19 protein-coding genes, 4 tRNA genes and 1 pseudogene are annotated in these 21623 nt (G+C 70.3%); 11 read left to right on the top strand and 13 right to left on the bottom strand.

The window, feature by feature from the left end; all coding sequences use genetic code 11:
• Positions 1-157 precede the first annotated feature (157 nt).
• Together STRBO_RS0138865 and STRBO_RS0138860 are read left to right on the top strand one after the other, a co-directional pair.
• Complete coding sequence (locus STRBO_RS0138865) at positions 158-1669, top strand: N,N-dimethylformamidase beta subunit family domain-containing protein (protein WP_005482691.1); 1512 nt, start codon at positions 158-160, stop codon at positions 1667-1669.
• Positions 1670-1754: 85 nt separating this feature from the next.
• A complete protein-coding gene (locus STRBO_RS0138860; protein ID WP_005482689.1) occupies positions 1755-2654 on the top strand; it encodes a phosphoribosylaminoimidazolesuccinocarboxamide synthase in 900 nt (299 codons plus the stop codon).
• Between the two features lie 56 nt (positions 2655-2710).
• On the opposite strand, the gene STRBO_RS0138855 is transcribed toward STRBO_RS0138860, so the two are convergent.
• From STRBO_RS0138855 to STRBO_RS0138820, 8 genes are all read right to left on the bottom strand, one after another.
• Positions 2711-2783: transfer RNA gene (locus tag STRBO_RS0138855), tRNA-Gly, on the bottom strand.
• Between the two features lie 23 nt (positions 2784-2806).
• Positions 2807-3409, bottom strand: a complete 603-nt coding sequence (locus STRBO_RS0138850; protein ID WP_020115779.1) for a response regulator transcription factor — start codon at positions 3407-3409, stop codon at positions 2807-2809.
• A gap of 56 nt (positions 3410-3465) precedes the next feature.
• Positions 3466-4818, bottom strand: coding sequence for a sensor histidine kinase (locus tag STRBO_RS0138845; protein WP_020115778.1), 1353 nt, complete (start codon positions 4816-4818; stop codon positions 3466-3468).
• 13 nt (positions 4819-4831) lie between these two features.
• Positions 4832-5662, bottom strand: coding sequence for an ABC transporter permease (locus STRBO_RS0138840; RefSeq protein ID WP_005482683.1), 831 nt, complete (start codon positions 5660-5662; stop codon positions 4832-4834).
• Between the two features lie 20 nt (positions 5663-5682).
• The gene (locus STRBO_RS0138835; protein WP_005482682.1) at positions 5683-6720 is read right to left on the bottom strand and encodes an ABC transporter ATP-binding protein; all 1038 of its coding nucleotides are present in this window, start codon (positions 6718-6720) and stop codon (positions 5683-5685) included.
• A gap of 230 nt (positions 6721-6950) precedes the next feature.
• Positions 6951-7023, bottom strand: a tRNA-Gly gene (locus tag STRBO_RS0138830).
• Positions 7024-7103: 80 nt separating this feature from the next.
• A tRNA-Gly gene (locus STRBO_RS0138825) sits at positions 7104-7175 on the bottom strand.
• A gap of 161 nt (positions 7176-7336) precedes the next feature.
• Entirely contained in the window at positions 7337-7654 is a 318-nt protein-coding gene (locus STRBO_RS0138820) for a histone-like nucleoid-structuring protein Lsr2 (protein WP_005482680.1), read from the bottom strand.
• 341 nt (positions 7655-7995) lie between these two features.
• On the opposite strand from STRBO_RS0138820, the gene purS reads away from it, so the two are divergent.
• The 3 genes from purS to purL are packed head-to-tail and all read left to right on the top strand — an operon-like array spanning position 7996 to position 11191.
• Positions 7996-8259 carry a phosphoribosylformylglycinamidine synthase subunit PurS gene (gene purS, locus STRBO_RS0138815; RefSeq protein WP_005482678.1) on the top strand — a complete coding sequence of 88 codons (264 nt, stop codon included), beginning with the start codon at positions 7996-7998 and terminating at the stop codon, positions 8257-8259.
• Complete coding sequence (purQ, locus tag STRBO_RS0138810; protein WP_005482676.1) at positions 8256-8936, top strand: phosphoribosylformylglycinamidine synthase subunit PurQ; 681 nt, start codon at positions 8256-8258, stop codon at positions 8934-8936. Before purS ends, purQ begins: the two co-directional genes overlap by 4 nt.
• On the top strand, positions 8933-11191 hold the full coding sequence (purL, locus tag STRBO_RS40840; RefSeq protein WP_005482674.1) for a phosphoribosylformylglycinamidine synthase subunit PurL: 2259 nt from the start codon (positions 8933-8935) through the stop codon (positions 11189-11191). The genes purQ and purL overlap by 4 nt, the downstream gene beginning before the upstream one ends.
• A 65-nt stretch (positions 11192-11256) precedes the next feature.
• On the opposite strand, the pseudogene STRBO_RS0138795 reads toward purL, so the two are convergent.
• Positions 11257-11840 (bottom strand): annotated as a pseudogene (locus tag STRBO_RS0138795) (Uma2 family endonuclease).
• A gap of 125 nt (positions 11841-11965) precedes the next feature.
• Here STRBO_RS0138795 and STRBO_RS0138790 point away from each other — a divergent pair.
• The 4 genes from STRBO_RS0138790 (at position 11966) to purM (ending at position 16361) form a co-directional block, all read left to right on the top strand.
• Positions 11966-12763, top strand: coding sequence for a maleylpyruvate isomerase family mycothiol-dependent enzyme (locus tag STRBO_RS0138790; protein ID WP_005482668.1), 798 nt, complete (start codon positions 11966-11968; stop codon positions 12761-12763).
• 53 nt (positions 12764-12816) lie between these two features.
• Entirely contained in the window at positions 12817-13638 is an 822-nt protein-coding gene (locus tag STRBO_RS0138785; protein ID WP_005482666.1) for an META domain-containing protein, read from the top strand.
• Positions 13639-13722: 84 nt separating this feature from the next.
• Positions 13723-15249: an amidophosphoribosyltransferase gene (gene purF / locus STRBO_RS0138780; RefSeq protein WP_005482665.1), complete on the top strand. Its 1527-nt coding sequence runs from the start codon at positions 13723-13725 to the stop codon at positions 15247-15249.
• 41 nt (positions 15250-15290) lie between these two features.
• A complete protein-coding gene (purM, locus tag STRBO_RS0138775; protein WP_005482663.1) occupies positions 15291-16361 on the top strand; it encodes a phosphoribosylformylglycinamidine cyclo-ligase in 1071 nt (356 codons plus the stop codon).
• Positions 16362-16563: 202 nt separating this feature from the next.
• On the opposite strand, the gene STRBO_RS0138770 is transcribed toward purM, so the two are convergent.
• Both STRBO_RS0138770 and STRBO_RS0138765 read right to left on the bottom strand, forming a co-directional pair.
• Positions 16564-16818 (bottom strand): DUF3073 domain-containing protein, encoded by a 255-nt coding sequence (locus STRBO_RS0138770; protein ID WP_005482661.1) that lies wholly within the window; start codon positions 16816-16818, stop codon positions 16564-16566.
• A 313-nt stretch (positions 16819-17131) separates the two neighbouring features.
• Positions 17132-18226: a Leu/Phe/Val dehydrogenase gene (locus tag STRBO_RS0138765; protein ID WP_005482659.1), complete on the bottom strand. Its 1095-nt coding sequence runs from the start codon at positions 18224-18226 to the stop codon at positions 17132-17134.
• 223 nt (positions 18227-18449) lie between these two features.
• Between STRBO_RS0138765 and STRBO_RS0138760 the strand changes: the two genes are divergently transcribed.
• Both STRBO_RS0138760 and bldC read left to right on the top strand, forming a co-directional pair.
• Positions 18450-19292 (top strand): DUF8083 family protein, encoded by an 843-nt coding sequence (locus STRBO_RS0138760; RefSeq protein WP_005482657.1) that lies wholly within the window; start codon positions 18450-18452, stop codon positions 19290-19292.
• Between the two features lie 654 nt (positions 19293-19946).
• The gene (bldC, locus tag STRBO_RS0138755; protein ID WP_003949541.1) at positions 19947-20153 is read left to right on the top strand and encodes a developmental transcriptional regulator BldC; all 207 of its coding nucleotides are present in this window, start codon (positions 19947-19949) and stop codon (positions 20151-20153) included.
• A gap of 528 nt (positions 20154-20681) precedes the next feature.
• Here the strand turns inward: bldC and STRBO_RS0138750 are convergent.
• Positions 20682-20873: a DUF6274 family protein gene (locus STRBO_RS0138750; protein ID WP_020115776.1), complete on the bottom strand. Its 192-nt coding sequence runs from the start codon at positions 20871-20873 to the stop codon at positions 20682-20684.
• A gap of 580 nt (positions 20874-21453) precedes the next feature.
• Positions 21454-21528 (bottom strand) — tRNA-Asp (locus STRBO_RS0138745).
• Between the last annotated feature and the right edge of the window lie 95 nt (positions 21529-21623).

Below are 21623 nucleotides of genomic sequence, written 5' to 3'. Positions count from 1 at the left end.
AGGGGGTGTCCGACTCCCTATCCGGACCTCGCCGTTCCACTCCCACCGATTCACGACGAACGGTGACGGGGTGCGTGCTTAATGTGATGTGCTGGGACAGCTCGCGTACGGAGCACATGCTCACGACAGCTCACGGGGGCGAGGGAGGGGAGAACTCATGGGCTCGGAGCAGCACCACATCCGCCGCTGGGAATCGGGCGCCCTCGCCCACGCGGTGACGGACCCCTTCGGTCAGGGACCGGTCCCCTGGCTGCGTGGCAATGTGACGTACTTCGACGACACCGGCCAGGTGGTCCCCTGGTACGTGGACCCGGGCCCGCCCGAGCCCCCCGCGTCCGCCCGGGGCACCCGCGCCCGTGTCCCGGCCCCCCGCGTCCCGCCGGGCCCCCGCTCCGCCGACGACGTACGCCGGCAGATCAAGGGGTTCACGGCGACCGGCGCCGCCGCCCCCGGCCAGTCCATCGACTTCCACGTCACCGTGGACCCGCCCCAGGAATTCGGCGTCGACATCTACCGCATCGGCCACTACAGCGGCGACGGCGCGGCCAAGATCACCACCAGCCCCCGGCTGTCCGGCATCGTCCAGCCCCCGCCCCTGACCGCCGACCGCACGGTCTCCTGCCACCACTGGTGGCTCTCCTGGCGGCTGCAGATCCCCAGCTACTGGAACGTCGGCGCGTACGTGGCGGTCCTGACCACCGCCGACGGCTACCGCTCCCACGTCCCGTTCACCGTCCGCGACGACCGTCAGGCCGACCTGCTGCTCCTGCTCCCGGACATCACCTGGCAGGCGTACAACCTGTATCCGGAGGACGGCCGCACCGGCGCCAGTCTCTACCACGCCTGGGACGAGGACGGGCGGCTGCTCGGCGAGTCCGAGGCCGCGACGACCGTCTCCTTCGACCGCCCGTACGCCGGCGCCGGCCTCCCCCTCCATGTGGGCCACGCCTACGACTTCATCCGCTGGGCCGAGCGCTACGGCTACGACCTCGCCTACGCCGACGCCCGCGACCTGCACGCCGGCCGCGTCGACCCCAGCCGCTACCGGGGGCTGGTCTTCCCCGGCCACGACGAGTACTGGTCGCCGCAGATGCGCCGCACCACCGAACTCGCCCGGGACAGCGGCACCTCGCTGGTCTTCCTCTCCTCCAACACCATGTACTGGCAGGTGGAGCTGAGCCCCTCGCCGTCCGGAGCCCCCGACCGCCTCCTCACCTGCCGAAAACGCCGGGGCCCCGGCAAACCCGCCCTGTGGCGCGAAGTCGACCGGCCCGAGCAGCAGTTGATGGGCATCCAGTACGAGGGCCGGGTCCCCGAACCGCACCCCCTGGTCGTGCGCAACGCCGACCACTGGCTCTGGGACGCGACCGGCGCCCATGAGAACGACGAGCTGGAGGGCATGGTCGCCGGCGAGGCCGACCGCTACTTCCCGCGCACCCCGCTCCCCGAGCACCAGGGCCGTATGCTCCTCGCCCACTCCCCGTACCGGGACAAGGACGAGGTCGTCCGCCACCAGGAGACCTCGCTGTACCGAGCCCCCTCCGGCGCCTGGGTCTTCGCATCCGGAACGTTCGCGTGGTCCCCGGCCCTGGACCGTCCGGGCCACGTCGACACCCGGGTCCAGCGAGCCACGGCAAACCTCCTGGACCGCATCTGCAAACGCGACTGAGCGCACCGAACACAACCCCTGGCCAAGAACGGTCGCCCGCGTACGGGAGAATCGAGCCACTTGGACATCACCACGGGGAGGAACCGTGTCCGGATTCGTAGAAAAGCCCGAGCCGATCCAGGTTCCGGGCCTGGTGCACCTGCACACCGGCAAGGTGCGCGAGCTGTACCAGAACGAGGCGGGCGACCTCGTGATGGTCGCCAGCGACCGAACGTCCGCGTTCGACTGGGTGCTGCCCACGGAGATCCCCGACAAGGGGCGCGTCCTCACGCAGCTGTCCCTCTGGTGGTTCGACCAGCTCGCCGACCTGGTCCCGAACCACGTCCTGAGCACCGAACTCCCGCCGGGCGCCCCCGCCGACTGGGCGGGCCGCACGCTCGTCTGCAAGTCGCTGAAGATGGTCCCGGTGGAGGCGGTGGCCCGTGGCTACCTCACCGGCTCGGGCCTGCTGGAGTACAACGACTCCCGCACGGTCTGCGGTCTCGCCCTGCCCGAGGGCCTGGTCGACGGCTCGGAGCTGCCGGCGCCGATCTTCACCCCGGCCACCAAGGCCGCCGTCGGCGAGCACGACGAGAACGTGTCGTACGAGGAGGTCGCCCGCCAGGTCGGCGCGGAGACCGCCGCCCAGCTGCGCCAGACGACCCTGGCCGTGTACAGCCGCGCCCGGGACATCGCCCGGGACCGGGGCATCATCCTGGCCGACACCAAGTTCGAGTTCGGCTTCGAGGGCGACACCCTCGTCCTCGCCGACGAGGTCCTCACCCCTGACTCGTCCCGCTTCTGGCCGGCCGATCTGTGGGAGCCGGGTCACGCCCAGCCGTCCTTCGACAAGCAGTTCGTCCGCGACTGGCTGACCTCGGACGCCTCCGGCTGGGACCGCGGGAGCGAGCAGCCTCCGCCGCCGCTGCCCGAGGAGATCGTCGCCGCGACCCGCGCCAAGTACGTGGAGGCGTACGAGCGCCTGACGGGGATCGGCTGGAGCTAGCGGGACGAAGAAGGCCCCGGTCCAGTGGACCGGGGCCTTCTTCGATCTATCTCACGAGCGGACGACCAGGTTCGAACTGGCGACCTCAACCTTGGCAAGGTTGCGCTCTACCAACTGAGCTACGTCCGCGTTGCGCCGTGGCGCGAGGCCTACTATACCCAACCTCGCTCCCGTGCGAGACGCACTGCCGCGTGCCGGTTCTCGACCCCGAGCTTGGACACGGCCGACGACAGATAGTTCCGGACCGTCCCCTGGGACAGCGCGGCCCGCTCGGCGATCTCCACGACGGGCGCCCCGTCGGCCGCCAGTTCGAGCACCTCGGCCTCCCGCGCGGTCAGCGGGGAGTCGCCGGAGGAGATCGCGTCGGCCGCCAACTCCGGGTCCACATAACGGTTGCCCGCGTGCACGGTCCTGATGATCTCCGCGAGCTTCTGCGCGCTGACGGTCTTGGGGACGAACCCGCGCACACCCGCCGCAAGCGCCCGCTTCAGATGGCCCGGCCGACCGTGCCCGGTGACGATCAGCACGCGGCAGCCCGGCAGTTCGGCCCGCAGCGATGTGGCGACCCTCACACCGTCCGCCCCCGGCATCTGCAGGTCCAGCACGGCCACGTCCGGCTCGTGCGCCCGCGCCATCGCCAGCGCCTCCGGCCCGCTCGCCGCCTCCGCGACCACCACCAGGTCCTCCTCCAGCGACAGCAACGCCGCCAGTGCGCCCCGGATCAGATGCTCGTCGTCGGCCAGCAACAGCCGCACGGGCCGCCCCGCCCCCTCCGGCGCAGCAGGCTCACCGGGCGCACCGGTCACGTCGCTCACGTCGCGCCCCCCGGTACGACCGAGGCGGCCGAACCCCGAGCGGCCGAGCCGGACGCGGAAGCCGCCCGCGCCTCCGCCTCCGCCCCCGCTCCCGCTCCCGCTCCCGTGGCGATCCCCGGCCCCCCTGAGCCCAGCGGCACCCGCGCCACCACCCGGAACGCCTCCCCGCCCACCGGCCCCGCCTCCAGCGTCCCGTTCACCACCGCCAGCCGCTCCCGCAGCCCGGCGAGCCCCGACCCGCCGCCGGCCGAACGGCCGGTGTCGTCGGGAGCACCCGCCGCCCGTATCCCGTCGTTCTCCACGGTCAGCACCGCCTGCCCCTCCGTCACCTTCAGCACCACCGCACAGTGCGCGGCGTTCCCGTGCCGCAGCACGTTCGTCGTTCCTTCCCGCACCACCCAGGCGAGCGCGGACTGCACCTCGCCGGGCAACCCGGCGACCTCGGCCCCGTCGACCGAGCAGTCGATGCCGGCCGCCGCCAACACGCCCTGCGCACCGGCCAGTTCGACGCCGAGGTCGGCCTCCCGGTACCCCCGCACGACCTCCCGCACCTCGCGCTGCGACTCCTGCGCGATCCGCTGGACCTCGATCATCTGCTCGACGGCCTCGGGCCGCTCCCGGCGCGCCAGCTGGACCGCCAGCTCGCTCTTCAGGGCGATGACGGCGAGGTTCCGGCCGATCACGTCGTGCAGGTCCCGCCCGAAGCGGAGCCGTTCCTCGGCGACGGCGAGGCGGGCGCGGGTCTCGCGGGCGTCGGCGAGTTCGTAGACGGCGTCGAGGAGCCAGACGGAGAAGACGGCCGTGAAGGCGAGCGCTCCGCCGCTGATCAGCACGACCGCCGACGTGATCAGCGCGGCGGGCCCCGGTGAGCCCAGCAGGAGGGCCAGGAGCGCGGAGCCCACCGCGAAGCCGCCGACGATCGCCAGGACCTGCTTCCGGCCGCGGACACCGAGCGTCACGTTACCGACGCCGAAGATCGCCACGATGCCGAAGATGCCGGCGTTGTCGGCGACGTCCCCCGTCACCGCGTGATCGGCGATCACGAAGGTGAGGACGGCGACCACGGCGGTGACGGCGGTGAGCACCCACATCAGCCGTACGGGCTGGGCCCGCCGGCCGCGCGTCCAGTCGAGCGCCCGGGACGCCGTCACCGCACAGGTCGCGGCGTGCGCGCCCACCAGGAACAGCAGCAGCCAGCTGCCCGGCCGCCCCGGCCCCACCTCGGCGAAGGCGGGCAGTCCGGCCGCGAGGAGCTCGATCACCGCGAACATGTGGAACGACCACCGCGTGTACGTCTCCACCTTCGCCGGCGTGCTCTTCACCCGCCACCAGGTCCCCGGCCCCCGCATGCCCCAACTCCCCTCATCGGCGCGGTTCCCAGCGGAACCACCGCCGTACAGCAAACACCGCGATCACGGTCCAGGCCAGGGCGGTGGCGACGGCGCCCAGGGCGTCGTACGCGGACAGGTCGCCGGTCCAGCCGCCGCGCACCAGTGTGATCACGGGGGTGAGCGGCAGCAGTTCGAGGAAGGACGCCAGCCGGTCCGGCAGCACTTCCAGCGGCACGGTGATGCCCGACCCGAGCAGCGACACGAACATCAGCGGCAGGCTGGTGACCTGCGCGCTCTCGGCGGTACGGCTGTAGCTCGCGGTGACCGCCGCCAGCGCCGCGCACAGCACGACACCCAGCAGCACCCCCAGTACGGCCAGGTGCGGCGCGGGCGGCGCCCCCAGGTCCAGCAGGACCGTGCAGCCGATCGCGAGGAGCACGCACTGCGCGAGCGCGATGCCGGCCGCCGGCAGCGCGGCCCCGACCAGGATCTCCGGGTCGCGCAGCTCACCGGTCCGCAGCCGCTTCAGCACCAGTTCCTCGCGGCGCACGACGAAGATGTTGGTCAGCGCCGTGTAGACGGCGAACAGCAGCGAGAAGCCGACGGCGGCGGGGAGCATGACCGTCCCGACGTTCAGCCCCGCCTCGCCCAGGTCCATCTGGTCCGTCGCCGACCGCACGCTGAGCGGCAGCAGCAGCGGCACGAACAACGCCGTGAACAGCGTGGCCCGGCTCCGCCCCAGCAGCGTCAGCTCGGCGCGGGCGAGCGCGGTCATCCGCCCCCGGAGGGTCGTCGTCCCGTCGGCCGCGACGACCGGCGCCGCCCCCGCTCCCGTGCCCGCACCCGTCGTTCCCGTTCCCATATCCGTCCCCGTGGTCGTCCTCATACCGCCACCCCGCCCTTGCGCGAGCCCTCGCCCGTACGCGCTCCCGTGTCCGTGCGGGACTCCGTGCCCGCACGCGCCGCCTCCGCCGACTCCCGCGCGATCCGCAGGAACGCCTCCTCCAGCGAGGCCGACCGCACCTCCAGCCGGCGCAGTTCGATCCGTGCCCGCTCGGCCCACAGCAGCAGCCCGGTGGCCGCCCGCTGGAGTTCGTTCGTGCGCAGAACCACCACGCGGTCGTGCTCCTCGTGCCCTGTGACGCCCAGTTCGCCGAGCGGCGGCAGGTCGCCCAGGAAGTACCCGGCGGGCAGTTCGAAGGAGATGCGGGAGGGCTGGGAGGCGGTCACCTCGGCCGGGGTGCCGGTCACGGCGACGGTGCCCTCGTGGAGGATGGCGAGCCGGTCGGCCAGGTCCTCGGCCTCCTCCAGGTAGTGCGTGGTGAGCAGCACGGTCGTCCCTCCGTCCCGCAGCTCCCGCACCAGTTCCCAGGTGTCCTGACGGCCCTCCGCGTCGAGCCCGGTCGTCGGCTCGTCCAGGAAGAGGACCTCGGGGCGCCCGAGGAGCGCGAGCGCCAGGTCGAGGCGCCGCTTCTCACCCCCGGACAGCTGCTTGACCCGAACGCCGGCCCGCCGCCCGAGTCCGACGATCTCCAGCGCCTCCCCCACGGGCCGCGCCCCGCTGGTGCAGCCGGCCCACATCCGTACCGTCTCGGTGACGGTCAGCTCGGAGGGGAAGCCGCCTTCCTGGAGCATCACGCCGATGCGAGGGCGTACGGCCGCGCGCTCCCCGTAGGGGTCGTGCCCGAGGACCCGTACCCGGCCGCCGGACGGCTGCGCGAGACCCTCCAGTACCTCGACCGTCGATGTCTTGCCCGCGCCGTTGGTGCCCAGGAGCGCGAAGAGTTCTCCCCGGCCGACGGAGAAGGTGATTCCCCGTACGGCCTCGAAACCGCCCCCGTACACGCGGCGCAGGTCGGTGACCTCGACCACGTTCTCGTGATCGTGAGTGCTCACGTCGTCGTGCCCGTTCGTCTTCATGTCCTCAGCGTCCCGTGGGGGAGAGCCGCGGAGCAGTGCGCGGTGTCATCGCTCGGCATGACAAATGTCAGACGCGAGGGACGCCAAAGACGCCAAAGATGCCAAAGATGCCAAAGCCACCAAAGAGGTCCAGGACGTCAAAGGCGGAGTCGGGGGGAGACGCGCACGAGTTGGGGCGGTCGCGCACATGAAGAAGGCCCCGGTCCAGTGGACCGGGGCCTTCTTTCACGAGCGGACGACCAGGTTCGAACTGGCGACCTCAACCTTGGCAAGGTTGCGCTCTACCAACTGAGCTACGTCCGCATTGCCTCCGACCGGCTCCCACCGATCGGCGCGAGGACTACTTTACCTGATCCACAACAGTGGTCCGGTAAGTGATCCAGAGCGGGTGACAGGAATTGCACACTGCGCCTTCCCCCTGGAAGGGGGATGTTCTACTACTGAACTACACCCGCGTGACTCCGGTGAGCCGGGCCTTTCGGCCTTGCCCCTCGGCGTGCTCCAGACTCTAGCTGATCCGCCCGGGGGCAACGCAAGTCGGTTGCCGTCGGGGGCCAAGTCGGCCGCCCCCGGGGTCCGCTGACGAACCCTGAGGGCCGGCCGACCCGGGCGGCGGCTACTGCGCCTCGGCGAACGCCTCGTAGACCCGCTTGGGGATCCGGCCGCGCGCGGGGACCTCCAGCTTGTTGGCCTGGGCCCAGGCGCGGACGGCCGCGGGGTCCGGAGCGACCTGGGTCTGCTGATAGGCCTTGCCCGACCTCGACCGCTTGCGGCCGGCGTCCACGTAGGGCGCGAGCGCCCTGCGCAGCTCCTTGGCATTGGCTTCGTTCAGGTCGATCTCGTACGACTTGCCGTCGAGTCCGAAGGCGATCGTCTCCGCCGCTTCCGAGCCGTCGATGTCGTCGGAGAGAGTGACCACGACACGCTGCGCCACGAATATCGGTCCCTTCGTGCGACATCTCTCCGTTGACGTGCCCTGACGTCAGGAAGATGTCGGCTGTCCGGCTGTTATTTGGGCAAAGTATCGGCTATTGCCAATTCATTTGTACAGTGCCCGGCATTGCAATGTGCAGACAGACTTAATCCGCCCGCGTGTCCCTCGCGCAATAGGGATCCGGGATCTTTCCCAGAAGTTTTCGTGAGGGTGATCACCTGATACCGGATCGTGACCGCCGTCACCCGGAATCCCTGTAGTTTCCTACGAATCTACCCGCGTAGAAATTTTGTACGGGTAGTCTGAAGGAACCTGCTCAGCACCACACACCGGGAGTGCCAGTGGCACGCGTCGTAGTCGACGTCATGCTCAAGCCGGAGATCCTCGACCCCCAGGGCCAGGCGGTGCAGCGCGCGCTGCCGCGTCTCGGTTTCGAGGGCGTCTCCGACGTACGTCAGGGAAAGCGATTCGAACTGGAAGTTGACGGACCGGTGGACGACGCCGCGCTCGCCCGCATCCACGAACTGGCGGAATCCTTCCTCGCCAACACCGTGATCGAGGACTTCACCGTCAAGGTCGAGGAAGTCGCGGAGGCCGGAAAGTGACCGCTCGTATTGGCGTCGTCACCTTTCCCGGCAGTCTCGACGACCGGGACACCCAGCGTGCGATCAGGCTCGCCGGTGCCGAACCCGTCGCTCTCTGGCACAAGGACAAGGACCTCCACCAGGTCGACGCCGTGGTGCTGTGCGGCGGTTTTTCCTACGGCGACTATCTGCGCGCCGGAGCCATCGCGCGCTTCTCGCCGGTGATGGGCACGCTCATCGAGCAGGCGAAGGCCGGACTGCCGGTCCTCGGCATCTGCAACGGCTTCCAGATCCTCACCGAGGCCCACCTCCTGCCGGGCACGATGCTGCGCAACGACCACCTGCACTTCATCTGCCGTGACCAGAAGCTGCGGGTGGAGAACGCCGAGACCTCCTGGACCACCGACTACACGGCCGGCCAGGAGATCCACATCCCGCTGAAGAACAACGACGGGCAGTACGTCGCCGACGCGTACACGCTCGACAAGCTGGAGGCCGAGGGCCGTGTCGCCTTCCGGTACCTCGACTTCAACCCCAACGGCTCCCAGCGGGACATCGCCGGCGTCACCAACGAGGCCGGCAACGTCGTGGGCCTCATGCCGCACCCGGAGCACGCCGTGGAGCCGCTGATCGGCACCGGCCGTACCGACGGTCTCCCCTTCTTCACCTCGATCCTCAAGAAGCTGGTCAACGCATGAGCCGGACGCCTCTGGACACGGTCGAGCACGCGGCCGCGACCCCCGACGTCGAGCTGCCCTGGGCCGAACTGGGCCTGAAGAAGGACGAGTACGAGCGGGTCGTGGAGATCCTCGGCCGCCGCCCGACCGGCGCCGAGCTGGCCATGTACTCCGTCATGTGGTCCGAGCACTGCTCGTACAAGTCCTCGAAGGTCCACCTCCGCCAGTTCGGCGAGAAGGCCCCGCAGTCCGACGCCCTCCTCGTCGGCATCGGCGAGAACGCCGGCGTCGTGGACGTCGGTCAGGGCTACGCGGTCACCTTCAAGGTCGAGTCGCACAACCACCCCTCCTACGTCGAGCCCTACCAGGGCGCGGCCACGGGTGTCGGCGGCATCGTCCGCGACATCATCGCGATGGGCGCCCGCCCGGTCGCCGTCGTCGACCCGCTGCGCTTCGGCGCGGCCGACCACCCCGACACCAAGCGCGTCCTGCCGGGCGTCGTCGCCGGCATCGGCGGCTACGGCAACTGCCTGGGCCTGCCGAACATCGGCGGCGAGGTCGTCTTCGACGCCTGCTACCAGGGCAACCCGCTGGTCAACGCCGGTGCCATCGGTGTCATGCGGCACGAGGACATCCACCTCGCCAAGGCCTCCGGCTCGGGCAACAAGGTCATCCTCTACGGGGCCCGCACCGGTGGCGACGGCATCGGCGGCGCCTCCATCCTGGCCTCCGAGACCTTCGACGACGCCAAGCCCTCCAAGCGTCCGGCCGTGCAGGTCGGCGACCCCTTCCAGGAGAAGCTCCTCATCGAGTGCACCCTGGAGGCCTTCAAGGAGAAGCTGGTCGTCGGCATCCAGGACCTCGGCGCGGCCGGCCTGTCCTGTGCCACGTCCGAGCTGGCCTCGAACGGCTCCGGCGGCATGCGCGTGACGCTGGACGACGTCCCCCTGCGCGACTCGACCCTCTCGCCCGAGGAAATCCTCATGAGCGAGTCGCAGGAACGCATGTGCGCGGTCGTGGAGCCGGAGAAGGTCGACCGGTTCCTGGAGATCTGCGACAAGTGGGACGTCATCGCCACGGTGATCGGTGAGGTCACCGACGGCGACCGGCTGGAGATCTTCTGGCACGGCGGCAAGATCGTCGACGTCGACCCGCGCACGGTCGCGCACGACGGCCCGGTCTACGAGCGCCCCTACGCCCGCCCCGAGTGGCAGGACGCGCTCCAGGCGGACGACGCGAACAAGCTGCCCCGGCCGGCGACGAGCGAGGAACTGCGGGAGCAGGTCCTGCGGCTGGTCGCCTCCCCGAACCAGGCCTCCAAGTCCTGGATCACCAGCCAGTACGACCACTTCGTGCAGGGCAACACGGTGCTCGCCCAGCCCGAGGACTCCGGCATGATCCGCGTCGACGAGGAGAGCGGCCTGGGCGTCGCCATCGCGACCGACGGCAACGGCCGCTACGCCAAGCTGGACCCGTACCACGGCGCCCAGCTGGCCCTGGCGGAGGCGTACCGCAACGTCGCCACCACCGGCGCCAAGCCCCTCGCCGTCTCCGACTGCCTGAACTTCGGCTCTCCCGAGGACCCGGCGGTCATGTGGCAGTTCGCGGAGGCCGTGCGCGGTCTCGCGGACGGCTGCCTGCAGCTGGGCACCCCGGTGACCGGCGGCAACGTCTCCCTCTACAACCAGACGGGCGAGGTGGCCATCCACCCCACCCCGGTCGTCGCGGTCCTGGGCGTCATCGACGACGTGGCCCGGCGCACGCCGGTCGCCTTCCAGGAGGAGGGCCAGCTGCTCTACCTGCTCGGCGACACCCGCGAGGAGTTCGGCGGCTCGGCCTGGTCCCAGGTCGTCCACGACCACCTCGGCGGTCTGCCCCCGCAGGTCGACCTGGAGCGCGAGCGCCTGCTGGCCGAGATCCTGATCTCCGCCTCCCGCGACGGCATGATCGACTCCGCGCACGACCTCTCCGACGGCGGCCTGGTCCAGGCGGTCGTGGAGTCGGCCCTGCTCGGCGGCAAGGGCGCCCGCCTGGTCGTCCCGGACGGTCTGGACGCCTTCACCTTCCTCCTCTCGGAGTCGGCCGGCCGCGCCGTCGTGGCCGTCCCCCGCTCCGAGGAACTCCGCTTCAACGACATGTGCGGCGCCCGGGGGCTCCCGGTCACGCGCATCGGTGTCGTGGACGGCGACGTGGTCGAGGTCCAGGGCGAGTTCACCCTCACCCTGGAGGAGCTGCGCACGGCCCACGAGGGCACGATCCCGGCGCTGCTGGCGTAGTCCCCGGTACGACGGAGCCCCGCCCGCATCGCACGTCCGGGCGGGGCTTCCTCGCGTCCTCGGAGTCAGCGGACGTAGTTCTTGAGGATCTCGGTGTCCAGCTCCATACCGATCGGACCGGGGAGGGACACCTTCTCGCCGAACTTCGCGGTGTGCACGTCGTGGTAGCCGCCGACCAGCCGGTCCGGGGCGCTGTGCACGGTGACGGTGCACGAGTCCCGGTCGATCAGAAGGTACAGAGGGATCCCGGCCTGCCCGTACGCGGCCGGTTCCTCGTGCCGGTCCGCCGGTCGGTGTCGGAGTCGTACGAGGTGACCTCGACGACCATGAGGGCACCGTCAGGGTCGGCCCACTCGCCGTGCCCCGCGAAGTGGGCCTCGGGGGTCACCACCGCATCCGGTTTGGCTCTGCCCGCTCGGTAGGACTCGACCCTGAGCCCTCGTCCCTGGTAGAGGTCCAGGTCGGGCCTGGCCTGCATACAGCGTCGTGCAAGCCACGTCACGATCGTGTCGTGGTCTCCGTCTGCCGCCTTCTTGACTCCGATCCGTCCGTTGATGAACTCCAACGTGACGGTCTCGGGAGCGGCCGAGGCGATCGTTTCGAACTCCACCACCGACATCTGAGACGTGCGCTCGGCCAGGACCGTGATGTTGCCCCCCTTTCTGGGCGAAGGCCAGTGTCGCCAGTGGGCGTCGGAGCGGGACGCACTTCGCCGTCGACCACACTTTCGAGTGACCGGGCGTCCACGCGGGCACGGCCGCATACGCTCAGCCCATGCCGCCCGCCAGGAAACGCCCCCGCGCCTACGACCCCGCCAAGACCCGCAAGGCCGTCCTGGCCCAGTTCGGGCACGTACGGGAGGCGGTGGGCGTCCTCAGCGAGGAGGGGCTCGCCCTGCCCACCCGGCTCGGGGCGTGGACCGTACGAGACCTGGCCGCACACCTCACCATGGCCGTGGAGAGCGTCAGCCGGGCCCTGGAGCGGCCCGAGCCGCCGAAAGCCGAGCTGAGCCCCCTCGACTACGCCTCCGCGACCGCCGCCCACGCGTCCGCCATCGCCGAGGGCAGCCACGGCCTGGCCGAGGCCCACCCCGACCTCGTCGCCCTCTACGCGGAGGTGGAGCGGCGGATCACCGACGCGCTCGCCGCCGCCCCGCGGGGCCGGGTCATCGACACCCGCGCCGGCGGCATGCTCCTCGACGACTACCTGGTCACCCGCACGGTCGAGCTGGTCGTCCACACCGACGACCTGAACGCAGCCGTCCCCGGCCTCAACGTCCCGTACGACCGGCACGCCCTCGCCACCTGTGTCCGGGTGCTCGCCGACACCCTCGCCGCGCGGGTGCCGGGCGGCTCGACGGAAGTGCGGATTCCGCCGTACGCCGTCGTGCAGTGCGTGGAGGGGCCGAGGCACACCCGGGGTACGCCGCCGAACGTCGTCGAGACCGACCCGTTGACCTGGATCCGGCTCGCGACCGGCCGTGTGGAGTGGGCCGTCGCCCTGGACGAGGCGCAGGTCAGCGCGAGCGGCGAACGGGCCGACCTGGGCGCCTTGCTGCCCCTGATGCGCTGACCGGGCCACGAAACCCGGTGGAACCACCCACCGACCCCACTCGTCCCACCGCCATGGACAAGCGACTGCGACTCACCCTCACCGCCCTGGCCGTGCTTCCGCTGCCGCTGCTCGCGGCCTGTGGCTCCGAGTCGGCCGGCGATCCCGGCAGCGGCGCCGTCGACGCGAGCACCAAGAAGTCCTCGGTCACCGGCGTCCGCTGGAAGGTCGACAGCCTCACCGTGGGCGGGAAGACCGAACAGGCTCCCGACGGCGCCTATCTGAAGATCGCCGACAACGGCGAGGTCGACGGCAACTACGGCTGCAACACCTTCGGCTCGACCGCCGCGTTCAAGAAGAACGGCATCGACTTCGAGGCCGCGCGGTCCACCGAGATGGCCTGCGCCGACGCCCCGATGAAGTTCGAGAGGAGCTTCGCCCGCACCCTGGACGCGGGGACGTTCACGGCCGAGACCGCCGACGGCGGACTCACCCTCACCACGGGTGACGGCGACACCGTGAAGCTGACGAAGGAGAAGCCCGCCGAGCTGTACGGCACGAAGTGGCGGATCGACTCCCTGACGGACCGTGACGTCGCCACCTCCCTCCCCGAGGCGGCCAGGGGCAAGGCCTGGTTCACCCTCGACGAGAAGGCCGGGACCCTCAGCGGAAGCGTCGGCTGCAACGAGGTGTCGGCGAAGGCCACGGTGAGCGAGGACCGCATCACCCTCGGCAGTCCGCGGACCACCCGTAAGATGTGCTCCGACTCACTCATGGCCGCCGAGCGAAGCCTCCTGAAGATCTTCAAGGGCACGGTGGAGTATCGGATCGATCACCGCAGTATCACGCTGACCAGCGAAAACGACGCGGGCATCGGTGCCGTCGCCGACAAGTGACGTGCCGAGGGCCGCAGTCGGGAACCGGGGCGGGCGAGATCACCGGATTCGGACCGGTGCACGATCTCGCCTACACTCGGTGTCGTGCCACGTGGTGACGGACGACTCAACCACGACCTTCTCCCCGGCGAGAAAGGCCCCCAGGACGCGTGTGGCGTCTTCGGTGTCTGGGCGCCGGGCGAAGAGGTCGCGAAGCTCACTTACTTCGGGCTCTACGCCCTCCAGCATCGGGGCCAGGAATCCGCGGGTATCGCGGTCAGCAACGGCTCCCAGATCCTCGTCTTCAAGGACATGGGCCTCGTTTCCCAGGTCTTCGACGAGACCTCGCTCGGTTCCCTCCAGGGTCACATCGCGGTCGGTCACGCCCGCTACTCGACCACGGGTGCCTCCGTGTGGGAGAACGCCCAGCCGACGTTCCGTGCCACCGCGCACGGCTCCATCGCGCTCGGTCACAACGGCAACCTGGTCAACACGGCCCAGCTCGCGGAGATGGTCGCCGACCTGCCCAAGCAGGAGGGCCGTACGCCCCGCGTCGCGGCCACCAACGACACCGACCTGCTCACCGCGCTCCTCGCGGCCCAGGTCGACGACGACGGCAAGTCGCTGACCGTCGAGGAGGCCGCCCCGAAGGTCCTCCCGCAGGTCCGCGGTGCCTTCTCCCTGGTCTTCATGAACGAGCACACCCTGTACGCCGCCCGTGACCCGCAGGGGATCCGCCCGCTGGTCCTCGGCCGGCTGGAGCGCGGCTGGGTCGTCGCCTCCGAGGGCGCCGCCCTCGACATCTGCGGCGCGAGCTTCGTCCGCGAGATCGAGCCGGGCGAGTTCATCGCCATCGACGAGAACGGTCTGCGCAGCTCCCGATTCGCGGAAGCGAAGCCGAAGGGCTGTGTCTTCGAGTACGTCTACCTGGCCCGCCCGGACACCGACATCGCCGGCCGGAACGTGTACCTCTCCCGGGTGGAGATGGGCCGCAAGCTGGCCAAGGAAGCCCCGGTCGAGGCCGACCTCGTCATAGCGACCCCGGAGTCCGGCACCCCGGCCGCCATCGGCTACGCGGAGGCCTCGGGCATCCCGTTCGGTGCGGGTCTGGTGAAGAACGCGTACGTCGGACGTACGTTCATCCAGCCCTCCCAGACGATCCGCCAGCTCGGCATCCGCCTGAAGCTGAACCCGCTCAAGGAAGTCATCAAGGGCAAGCGCCTGGTGGTCGTCGACGACTCGATCGTCCGCGGCAACACCCAGCGCGCGCTGGTCCGGATGCTCCGTGAGGCGGGCGCCGCCGAGGTCCACATCCGGATCTCCTCGCCGCCCGTGAAGTGGCCCTGCTTCTTCGGCATCGACTTCGCGACCCGCGCCGAACTCATCGCCAACGGCATGACGATCGACGAGATCGGCACCTCGCTCGGCGCCGACTCCCTGGCGTACATCTCCCTCGACGGCATGATCGCGGCGACCACCATCGCCAAGCCCAACCTCTGCCGCGCCTGCTTCGACGGCGAGTACCCGATGGAGCTGCCGGACCCCGAGCTGCTCGGCAAGCAGCTCCTGGAGACCGAGCTGGCCGCCGGACCGGCAGCCACGGCCGCGGCCGACGCGATCCGTCGCCCGTAAGCCCGTCCTCCCTGCAGTACGACACGAAAGTTCTCACCGTCATGTCTGAGACAACTGGTGCCAGCTACGCAGCCGCGGGCGTCGACATCGAGGCGGGCGACCGCGCCGTCGAGCTGATGAAGGAGTGGGTGAAGAAGACGCAGCGCCCCGAGGTCCTCGGCGGCCTCGGCGGCTTCGCCGGTCTCTTCGACGCCTCCGCCCTCAAGGGCTACGAGCGCCCGCTGCTCGCCTCCGCCACGGACGGCGTCGGCACGAAGGTCGACATCGCCCGGCAGCTCGGCGTGTACGACACCATCGGCCACGACCTGGTCGCGATGGTGATGGACGACATCGTGGTCTGCGGCGCCGAACCGCTGTTCATGACCGACTACATCTGCGTCGGCAAGGTCCACCCGGAGCGGGTCGCCGCCATCGTCAAGGGCATCGCCGAGGGCTGTGTCCTCGCCGGCTGCGCCCTCGTCGGCGGCGAGACCGCCGAGCACCCCGGCCTCCTCGGCCCGGACGACTTCGACGTGGCCGGCGCCGGTACGGGCGTGGTCGAGGCGGAGCACCTGCTCGGCCCGGATCGTATCCGTACGGGTGACGCGGTGATCGCCATGGCGGCCTCCGGCCTTCACTCGAACGGGTACTCGCTCGTCCGGCATGTCCTGCTGAACCAGGCCGGTCTCTCCCTGGACGCCGAGATCGCCGAGCTGGGCCGCACCCTCGGCGCGGAGCTGCTTGAGCCCACCAAGATCTACTCGCTGGACTGTCTGGCCCTCACCCGCACCACCGAGGTCCACGCCTTCAGCCACGTCACCGGCGGCGGTCTCGCGGCCAACCTGGCCCGCGTGATCCCCGACACCCTCCACGCGACCGTGGACCGCTCCACCTGGACCCCGGCCCCGATCTTCGACCTGGTCGGCAGGACGGGCCAGGTCGAGCGCCTGGAGCTGGAGAAGACCCTGAACATGGGCGTGGGCATGATCGCCATCGTCGCCCAGGAGTCCGCGGACGTGGCCCTGAGGACCCTGGCGGACCGTGGAGTCGATGCCTGGGTGGCGGGCGAGATCACCGACCGCGCCGACCACACGACGGGCGCGGAACTGGTGGGCGACTACGCGCGCGCCTGAACAGCTCCAGCCCCCGGGGCAGGCCGAAGGCCGCCCCCGGGGCGCGGGGAACCGCGGGAGAAACGCACAACGCGCCCGCGGTCGCCAGATCGCAGGGCGACCCGAGCTATGAGGCGCCCCAGCCCGCAGCGGAGCGGGACCGCACAAAACCCGGTCCGGCGGTGGAAACCCACCCGGACCGGGTAAGCGCGGCGTTACGGCGTCAAGCCCCGCGGCGATGCGACGCCGGACCGGACTCGTCGTCCTCGTCCTCATCGTCGTCGTTGTAGAGATCCGCGTACTGGGAGTACGGGTCGTCGTCCTCTTCGTCATCCTCGAACGGCTCGCCATTCGGCGGCTGGCTCGAAGTCGAAGCGCCCAGCTCATTGGCCAGACGCGACAGATCAGTCCCGCCGCTGCTGTACTTCAGCTGGCGGGCGACCTTCGTCTGCTTGGCCTTTGCCCGGCCGCGCCCCATGGCTCGACCCCCTCGGATACGGGGCTCGGTGGCCCCAGAGTCTTGACACGCGTTCATGATCTGGAACGGACTCTCCATGGAGAGACCGGTCCGTAGGGCTTCCACGGTACCTGAGCCCACGCCCATACGGTACGTCGCCCGCAGGACGTGCCCGTGCCCAGAACCTGCGGGGAGCCCTTTCCCCGCTGGTCAAAGGTGATTTTAACCGTTTCTGGGCGAGCGACCCGCCGACGGAAGTGAGAGTTCTCTCTAATGCCGTCGGCGGGTACCGGCCGGCGCCGCACGGAGGCCGTGCGCCGCCGGCCGGCCGGACTCAGTGACCGCGGCGCAAGGCCGCCTCGTGCATCCGCTGCTCGGCGATCCGGTCGGCCGCGGCGGCTGGCGGAATACCATCCGTCTTCGCACGTGCGAAGATCGCCAGCGTGGTGTCGAAGATCTTCGCGGCCTTGGCCCTGCACCGCTCGAAGTCGAACCCGTGGAGCTCGTCGGCGACCTGGATGACCCCGCCGGCGTTCACCACGTAGTCCGGCGCGTAGAGGATCCCGCGGTCGGCGAGGTCCTTCTCGACGCCGGGGTGGGCGAGCTGGTTGTTGGCCGCGCCGCACACCACCTTGGCGGTGAGGACGGGCACGGAGTCGTCGTCGAGGGCCCCGCCGAGCGCGCAGGGGGCGTAGATGTCGAGCCCCTCGGTCCGGATGAGCGCGTCGGTGCCGGAGACCGCGGTGATCCCTTCCGGGTGCCGGTCGAGGATCCGCCGCACGGCGTCCTCGCGCACGTCCGTGATCACGATCTCGGCGCCCTCGGCCAGCAGGTGCGTCACGAGGTGGTGGCCGACCTTGCCGACGCCCGCGATGCCGACCCGGCGGCCGCGCAGCGACGGATCGCCCCAGACGTGCTGGGCGGAGGCGCGCATGCCCTGGTAGACGCCGAAGGCGGTGAGCACGGACGAGTCGCCCGCGCCGCCGTTCTCGGGGGAGCGGCCCGTCGTCCAGCGGCACTCGCGGGCCACGACGTCCATGTCGGCGACGTACGTGCCGACGTCGCACGCGGTGACGTAGCGGCCGCCCAGCGAGGCCACGAACCGCCCGTAGGCGAGCAGCAGCTCCTCGCTCCGGATCCGGTCGGGGTCGCCGATGATCACGGCCTTGCCGCCGCCGTGGTCGAGTCCGGCCATGGCGTTCTTGTACGACATCCCGCGGGCGAGGTTCAGCGCGTCGGCGACGGCCTCCGCCTCGGTCGCGTAGGGGTAGAAGCGCGTGCCGCCGAGAGCGGGGCCGAGCGCGGTGGAGTGGATGGCGATGACGGCCTTGAGGCCGCTGGCCCGGTCCTGGCAGAGCACGACTTGCTCGTGACCGCCCTGGTCCGACTGGAACAGGGTGTGCAGGACGCCGTCAGATACATCGGTCACTGTGGTGACTCCTGGGTAAGAAGCGGCGGTTGGGTACAGGCTCCCGTACGGGTGGCGGGGTCTGTGGGCATGAGATTAGAGCCTGCGTCCGCCGTACAGCGGCGCAGCCTCAGGATCACCCCACTCCCGGAGTACGGACGTGGTGGGATCCGCACAGTTTTCCGGCCCGCCGGTGTGCGGGTTCGGCAGGTTTCCCCGGTGACAGCCGGGGGAGGGAGCAGGCGTGCCCAAGGTGTCCTCGGTGATCGTCCCGTACGCGTCCTACCTTCGCGTGTACGAACCGCTGGCGGCCTTCCCCGAGCCGGAGCGCGGCCACTGGACCCGCTACGCCCGGCGCACCGACCGGCCCTCCTATCAGGACGAGCTGCGCCGCTCGCTGGCCGACCTGCTGCCGACCCCGCCCATGCCGGTGCCGGTGCACGAGAGCGGGGACGCCTTCGTGCTGGATGTCGACGGGGTGGTCTGCGTGTGCCCCTGGCGGACCCGGCTGCGCGGCTGGCAGGCGCTCGGCGACCTCGCCGAGGAACTGCCCGCCCCGGTCCTGGACGCGGTGCTGCCGCCTCTGGTGCGCCACCAGGCGAGCCAGGACTACGAGCGGTGGATGGCCGGCAACCCCGACGCCCGGCCGTGGATCCGCACGGCGACCTGGCAGGTGCCGCTGAACTGGTTCGTGCTCGTCTCGGACGAGGAGCGCACCTACGAGAAGGGATCCGGCGAGAATTCGCCGGTGCTTCGCTATCGCACTCCCATGGTGCAGGCCCGTCGGCGCGTGGCGCGTGGGCTGCGGACCCTGCGGGACACCGTCGACGAGGGGCCGCTCGTGGACGGTCTGATCGACGTGGGCCGCTGGCTGGAGGAGTTCCACCCGCGCTCGCTCGTCGAGCTGGACTACGGCGGCCTGGTGCACGTCCTGCCCGCCGCCGAGCTGGACGGCGACCACTCCGCCGCCGATGTCGCCGAGGGCATCAAGGCCCTCCGCGACGGGGACGGGGCGGCCGCGGGGGAGGCGTACGGGCGGCTGGTCGAGCGCTGGCGGGCGGTGCGGGACCGGCGCTCGGCGAACTGAGACCGGCTCTCGGCGATCAGGTTCGAACCCAAGGTGAGCAGAATCGGACTGATCCGGTTGAACCGACGCAACCCCGCAGCCGTACTTGTGACTTGTGGGGCCAGTGGGCAAAGGCTTTCCATGAAGGCCGAACCATGGTGAACTGTCCACCCTTGACCCAAGCTTGACACCGCGCAGTGACCTGCGGGGTGTCACAGGGGACGTAGGTCCCGATCCGGGCTTTTGCGTCAAGAAGCCGCCAAGCGTGACGGATTGCACTTACGCGGGCCTTGCCTCTTACGCACCTCCTCGTGTCAAAATAGGACAAGGAGCCCGGGGGATGCTCCTTCTGCCCGCGTTTGGGTGGAATCTCAGCATTGCACGCTATTGGGGGGGTCTCGTGACTCCTGCACGCCGCTGTGACTGATCGTCACAGTGGCGTGACTGTCCGCTATGGGGTGGTCCATCGGCATCCGTCGCTGATGAACACCTGGGAGGGCAATTCCATCGGTTTGGCCGACGTGGCTGGACGGATGGTGTAGTTGTAGTGCCGAGGACAAGCCGTTCGTCCTATAACCGACTCGACTCGCGTCCGCCATTTCGGGCAACGCGGGTCAAGGTGCAGAATTTAGAGGAAAGAACCGAGAAGGTTCGGTTCTCCCGAGGAGGCCGCTCATGACCGCTCGCACCCCTGATGCCGAGCCGCTGCTGACCCCGGCTGAGGTCGCCACCATGTTCCGTGTGGACCCGAAGACGGTCACGCGGTGGGCGAAGGCCGGCAAGCTCACGTCCATCCGTACGCTCGGCGGACACCGCCGCTACCGCGAGGCTGAGGTCCGCGCACTGCTCGCGGGTATTCCGCAGCAGCGCAGCGAGGCCTGAACCCTCGCTTGACAGGGCATTTCGGCCGGTACCCCCATCGGCCGGGAGCCTGGAAGCACCACCGCTCGAACAGCTTTGAACGACGCGGGTTCTGCCCCAACAGATCCCACGCCCGAGCCACACAGAACTTTCCGGGAGGCCCCAGGCCCCCTGGGCATCGTCAGGCAAGCACCAAGGGTGCGTCGTAGATCGCGCTGGACTCCGCCGGGTCCAGCGCGATCTTTTTTGTGCGCCGGACCGGGGGTATCCGGTCGGGAAGCGACAGGTTGTGCGCGGGCTTGTCGGACTCTGGGGAGGCCTGTCGGATCTCCTGTGGAGGGTCTCGGGGGCTGGTGCAATTGCACATATTAAATTGACTAGTTGTAGGAGACCGGTAAGAACCGGCATTCTGAAAACTCATACGGTGACACCCGTCACACGCCGGGGTCCTTGCTGCCCGAGCGGCATCTGCGGTAATGACAGCGGGAGTTGCTCGTGGCGCGCCCCCGCGGTTCCGCCTAGCCGAGTGTGTTCCCGCCGGGGCGCGTCTCACGCCTTGGAGGGAGTCTCGTCCGCCGCGAGCCCCTCCGCGCCGTCCTCGCCGCCCGCCCCGTGCTCCGTCGCCAGCCGCAGCAGGCGGTGGCAGATGGGGCAGTGGTGGGTGAGGTGGCGGTACGAGGAAGCGGCCGACAGGTGTGCGCGGAGCAATGCGCGGGTCTCGTGCCGAGCGGACGCCGCCATACGCCACCTCCGGGGTCTCGGGGCCCTGAATCTGAGGTACCGGCGGAATGTGACGCCGTCAACCCCCAGCGCGCCCGGGGAGGGAGCGTGGACGCCCTCCGGGGGCGCGGGAAGCGCACGAGGCGCCACGGGCGCCCCGCCCACGCCCAACGGCCCCAACCGTCCTGGACCTTGGACGGTGACGGTCGCTCCCCCGCGGCTTCGGCGCTCGACCGACGAGGACCGCCCCGACGTACCGGTGGCGTGGGCGCGGCGCCCGGTGGCCGCCAAGCCGCCCCCGCCTCGCCCGGTCGGCGCGCGAGCCCCGCGCCTCGAACGGGGGCGTCATGCCGGCCGACAGTCCTCACCGACGGCGATCGCGTCGTCCCGCTCCAGCCCGCGCGGGACCTGAGCGCGCTCGACGGTCATGAGGCCGCGACGCCGTTGCCAAAAGTGTGGAGGGCCGCGTGGTCGTCAGGGCCGCGCTTCCGTCTTCGGGGCGGCGGGCCCTGCGGGTTGAGGGGGGCCGGATCGGGGAGAAGCCGCCGCACACGGCGAGAGGCCCGCATTCTCTTCGAATGCGGGCCTCTCGGCGATCAAGCGGTCCTGACGGGATTTGAACCCGCGGCCTCCACCTTGACAGGGTGGCGAGCACTCCAAACTGCTCCACAGGACCAGGTTTCGCAGTCCGCGCCTTGTTGCCGCGCTGGCCTGCGAGAAGAGACTGTACAGGAGCGGGAGCCCGCCGCGCGAACTCACTTTCAGTGAAGG

It is taken from the genome of Streptomyces bottropensis ATCC 25435, from assembly GCF_000383595.1.
GTDB classification, from domain to species: Bacteria; Actinomycetota; Actinomycetes; order Streptomycetales; family Streptomycetaceae; genus Streptomyces; species Streptomyces bottropensis.
This window is presented reverse-complemented; position numbering and strand designations above follow the sequence as displayed.

What these genes read in the sequence shown, in the direction of transcription:
- STRBO_RS0138865 (WP_005482691.1), top strand. Translation starts at nt 158, where the DNA reads ATGGGCTCGGAGCAGCACCACATCCGCCGCTGGGAATCGGGCGCCCTC.
- STRBO_RS0138845 (WP_020115778.1), bottom strand. Translation starts at nt 4,818, where the DNA reads ATGCGGGGGCCGGGGACCTGGTGGCGGGTGAAGAGCACGCCGGCGAAG.
- STRBO_RS0138840 (WP_005482683.1), bottom strand. Translation starts at nt 5,662, where the DNA reads ATGGGAACGGGAACGACGGGTGCGGGCACGGGAGCGGGGGCGGCGCCG.
- STRBO_RS0138835 (WP_005482682.1), bottom strand. Translation starts at nt 6,720, where the DNA reads ATGAAGACGAACGGGCACGACGACGTGAGCACTCACGATCACGAGAAC.
- purL (WP_005482674.1), top strand. Translation starts at nt 8,933, where the DNA reads ATGAGCCGGACGCCTCTGGACACGGTCGAGCACGCGGCCGCGACCCCC.
- STRBO_RS0138790 (WP_005482668.1), top strand. Translation starts at nt 11,966, where the DNA reads ATGCCGCCCGCCAGGAAACGCCCCCGCGCCTACGACCCCGCCAAGACC.
- STRBO_RS0138785 (WP_005482666.1), top strand. Translation starts at nt 12,817, where the DNA reads ATGGACAAGCGACTGCGACTCACCCTCACCGCCCTGGCCGTGCTTCCG.
- purM (WP_005482663.1), top strand. Translation starts at nt 15,291, where the DNA reads ATGTCTGAGACAACTGGTGCCAGCTACGCAGCCGCGGGCGTCGACATC.
- STRBO_RS0138770 (WP_005482661.1), bottom strand. Translation starts at nt 16,818, where the DNA reads ATGGGGCGCGGCCGGGCAAAGGCCAAGCAGACGAAGGTCGCCCGCCAG.
- bldC (WP_003949541.1), top strand. Translation starts at nt 19,947, where the DNA reads ATGACCGCTCGCACCCCTGATGCCGAGCCGCTGCTGACCCCGGCTGAG.
- STRBO_RS0138750 (WP_020115776.1), bottom strand. Translation starts at nt 20,873, where the DNA reads ATGGCGGCGTCCGCTCGGCACGAGACCCGCGCATTGCTCCGCGCACAC.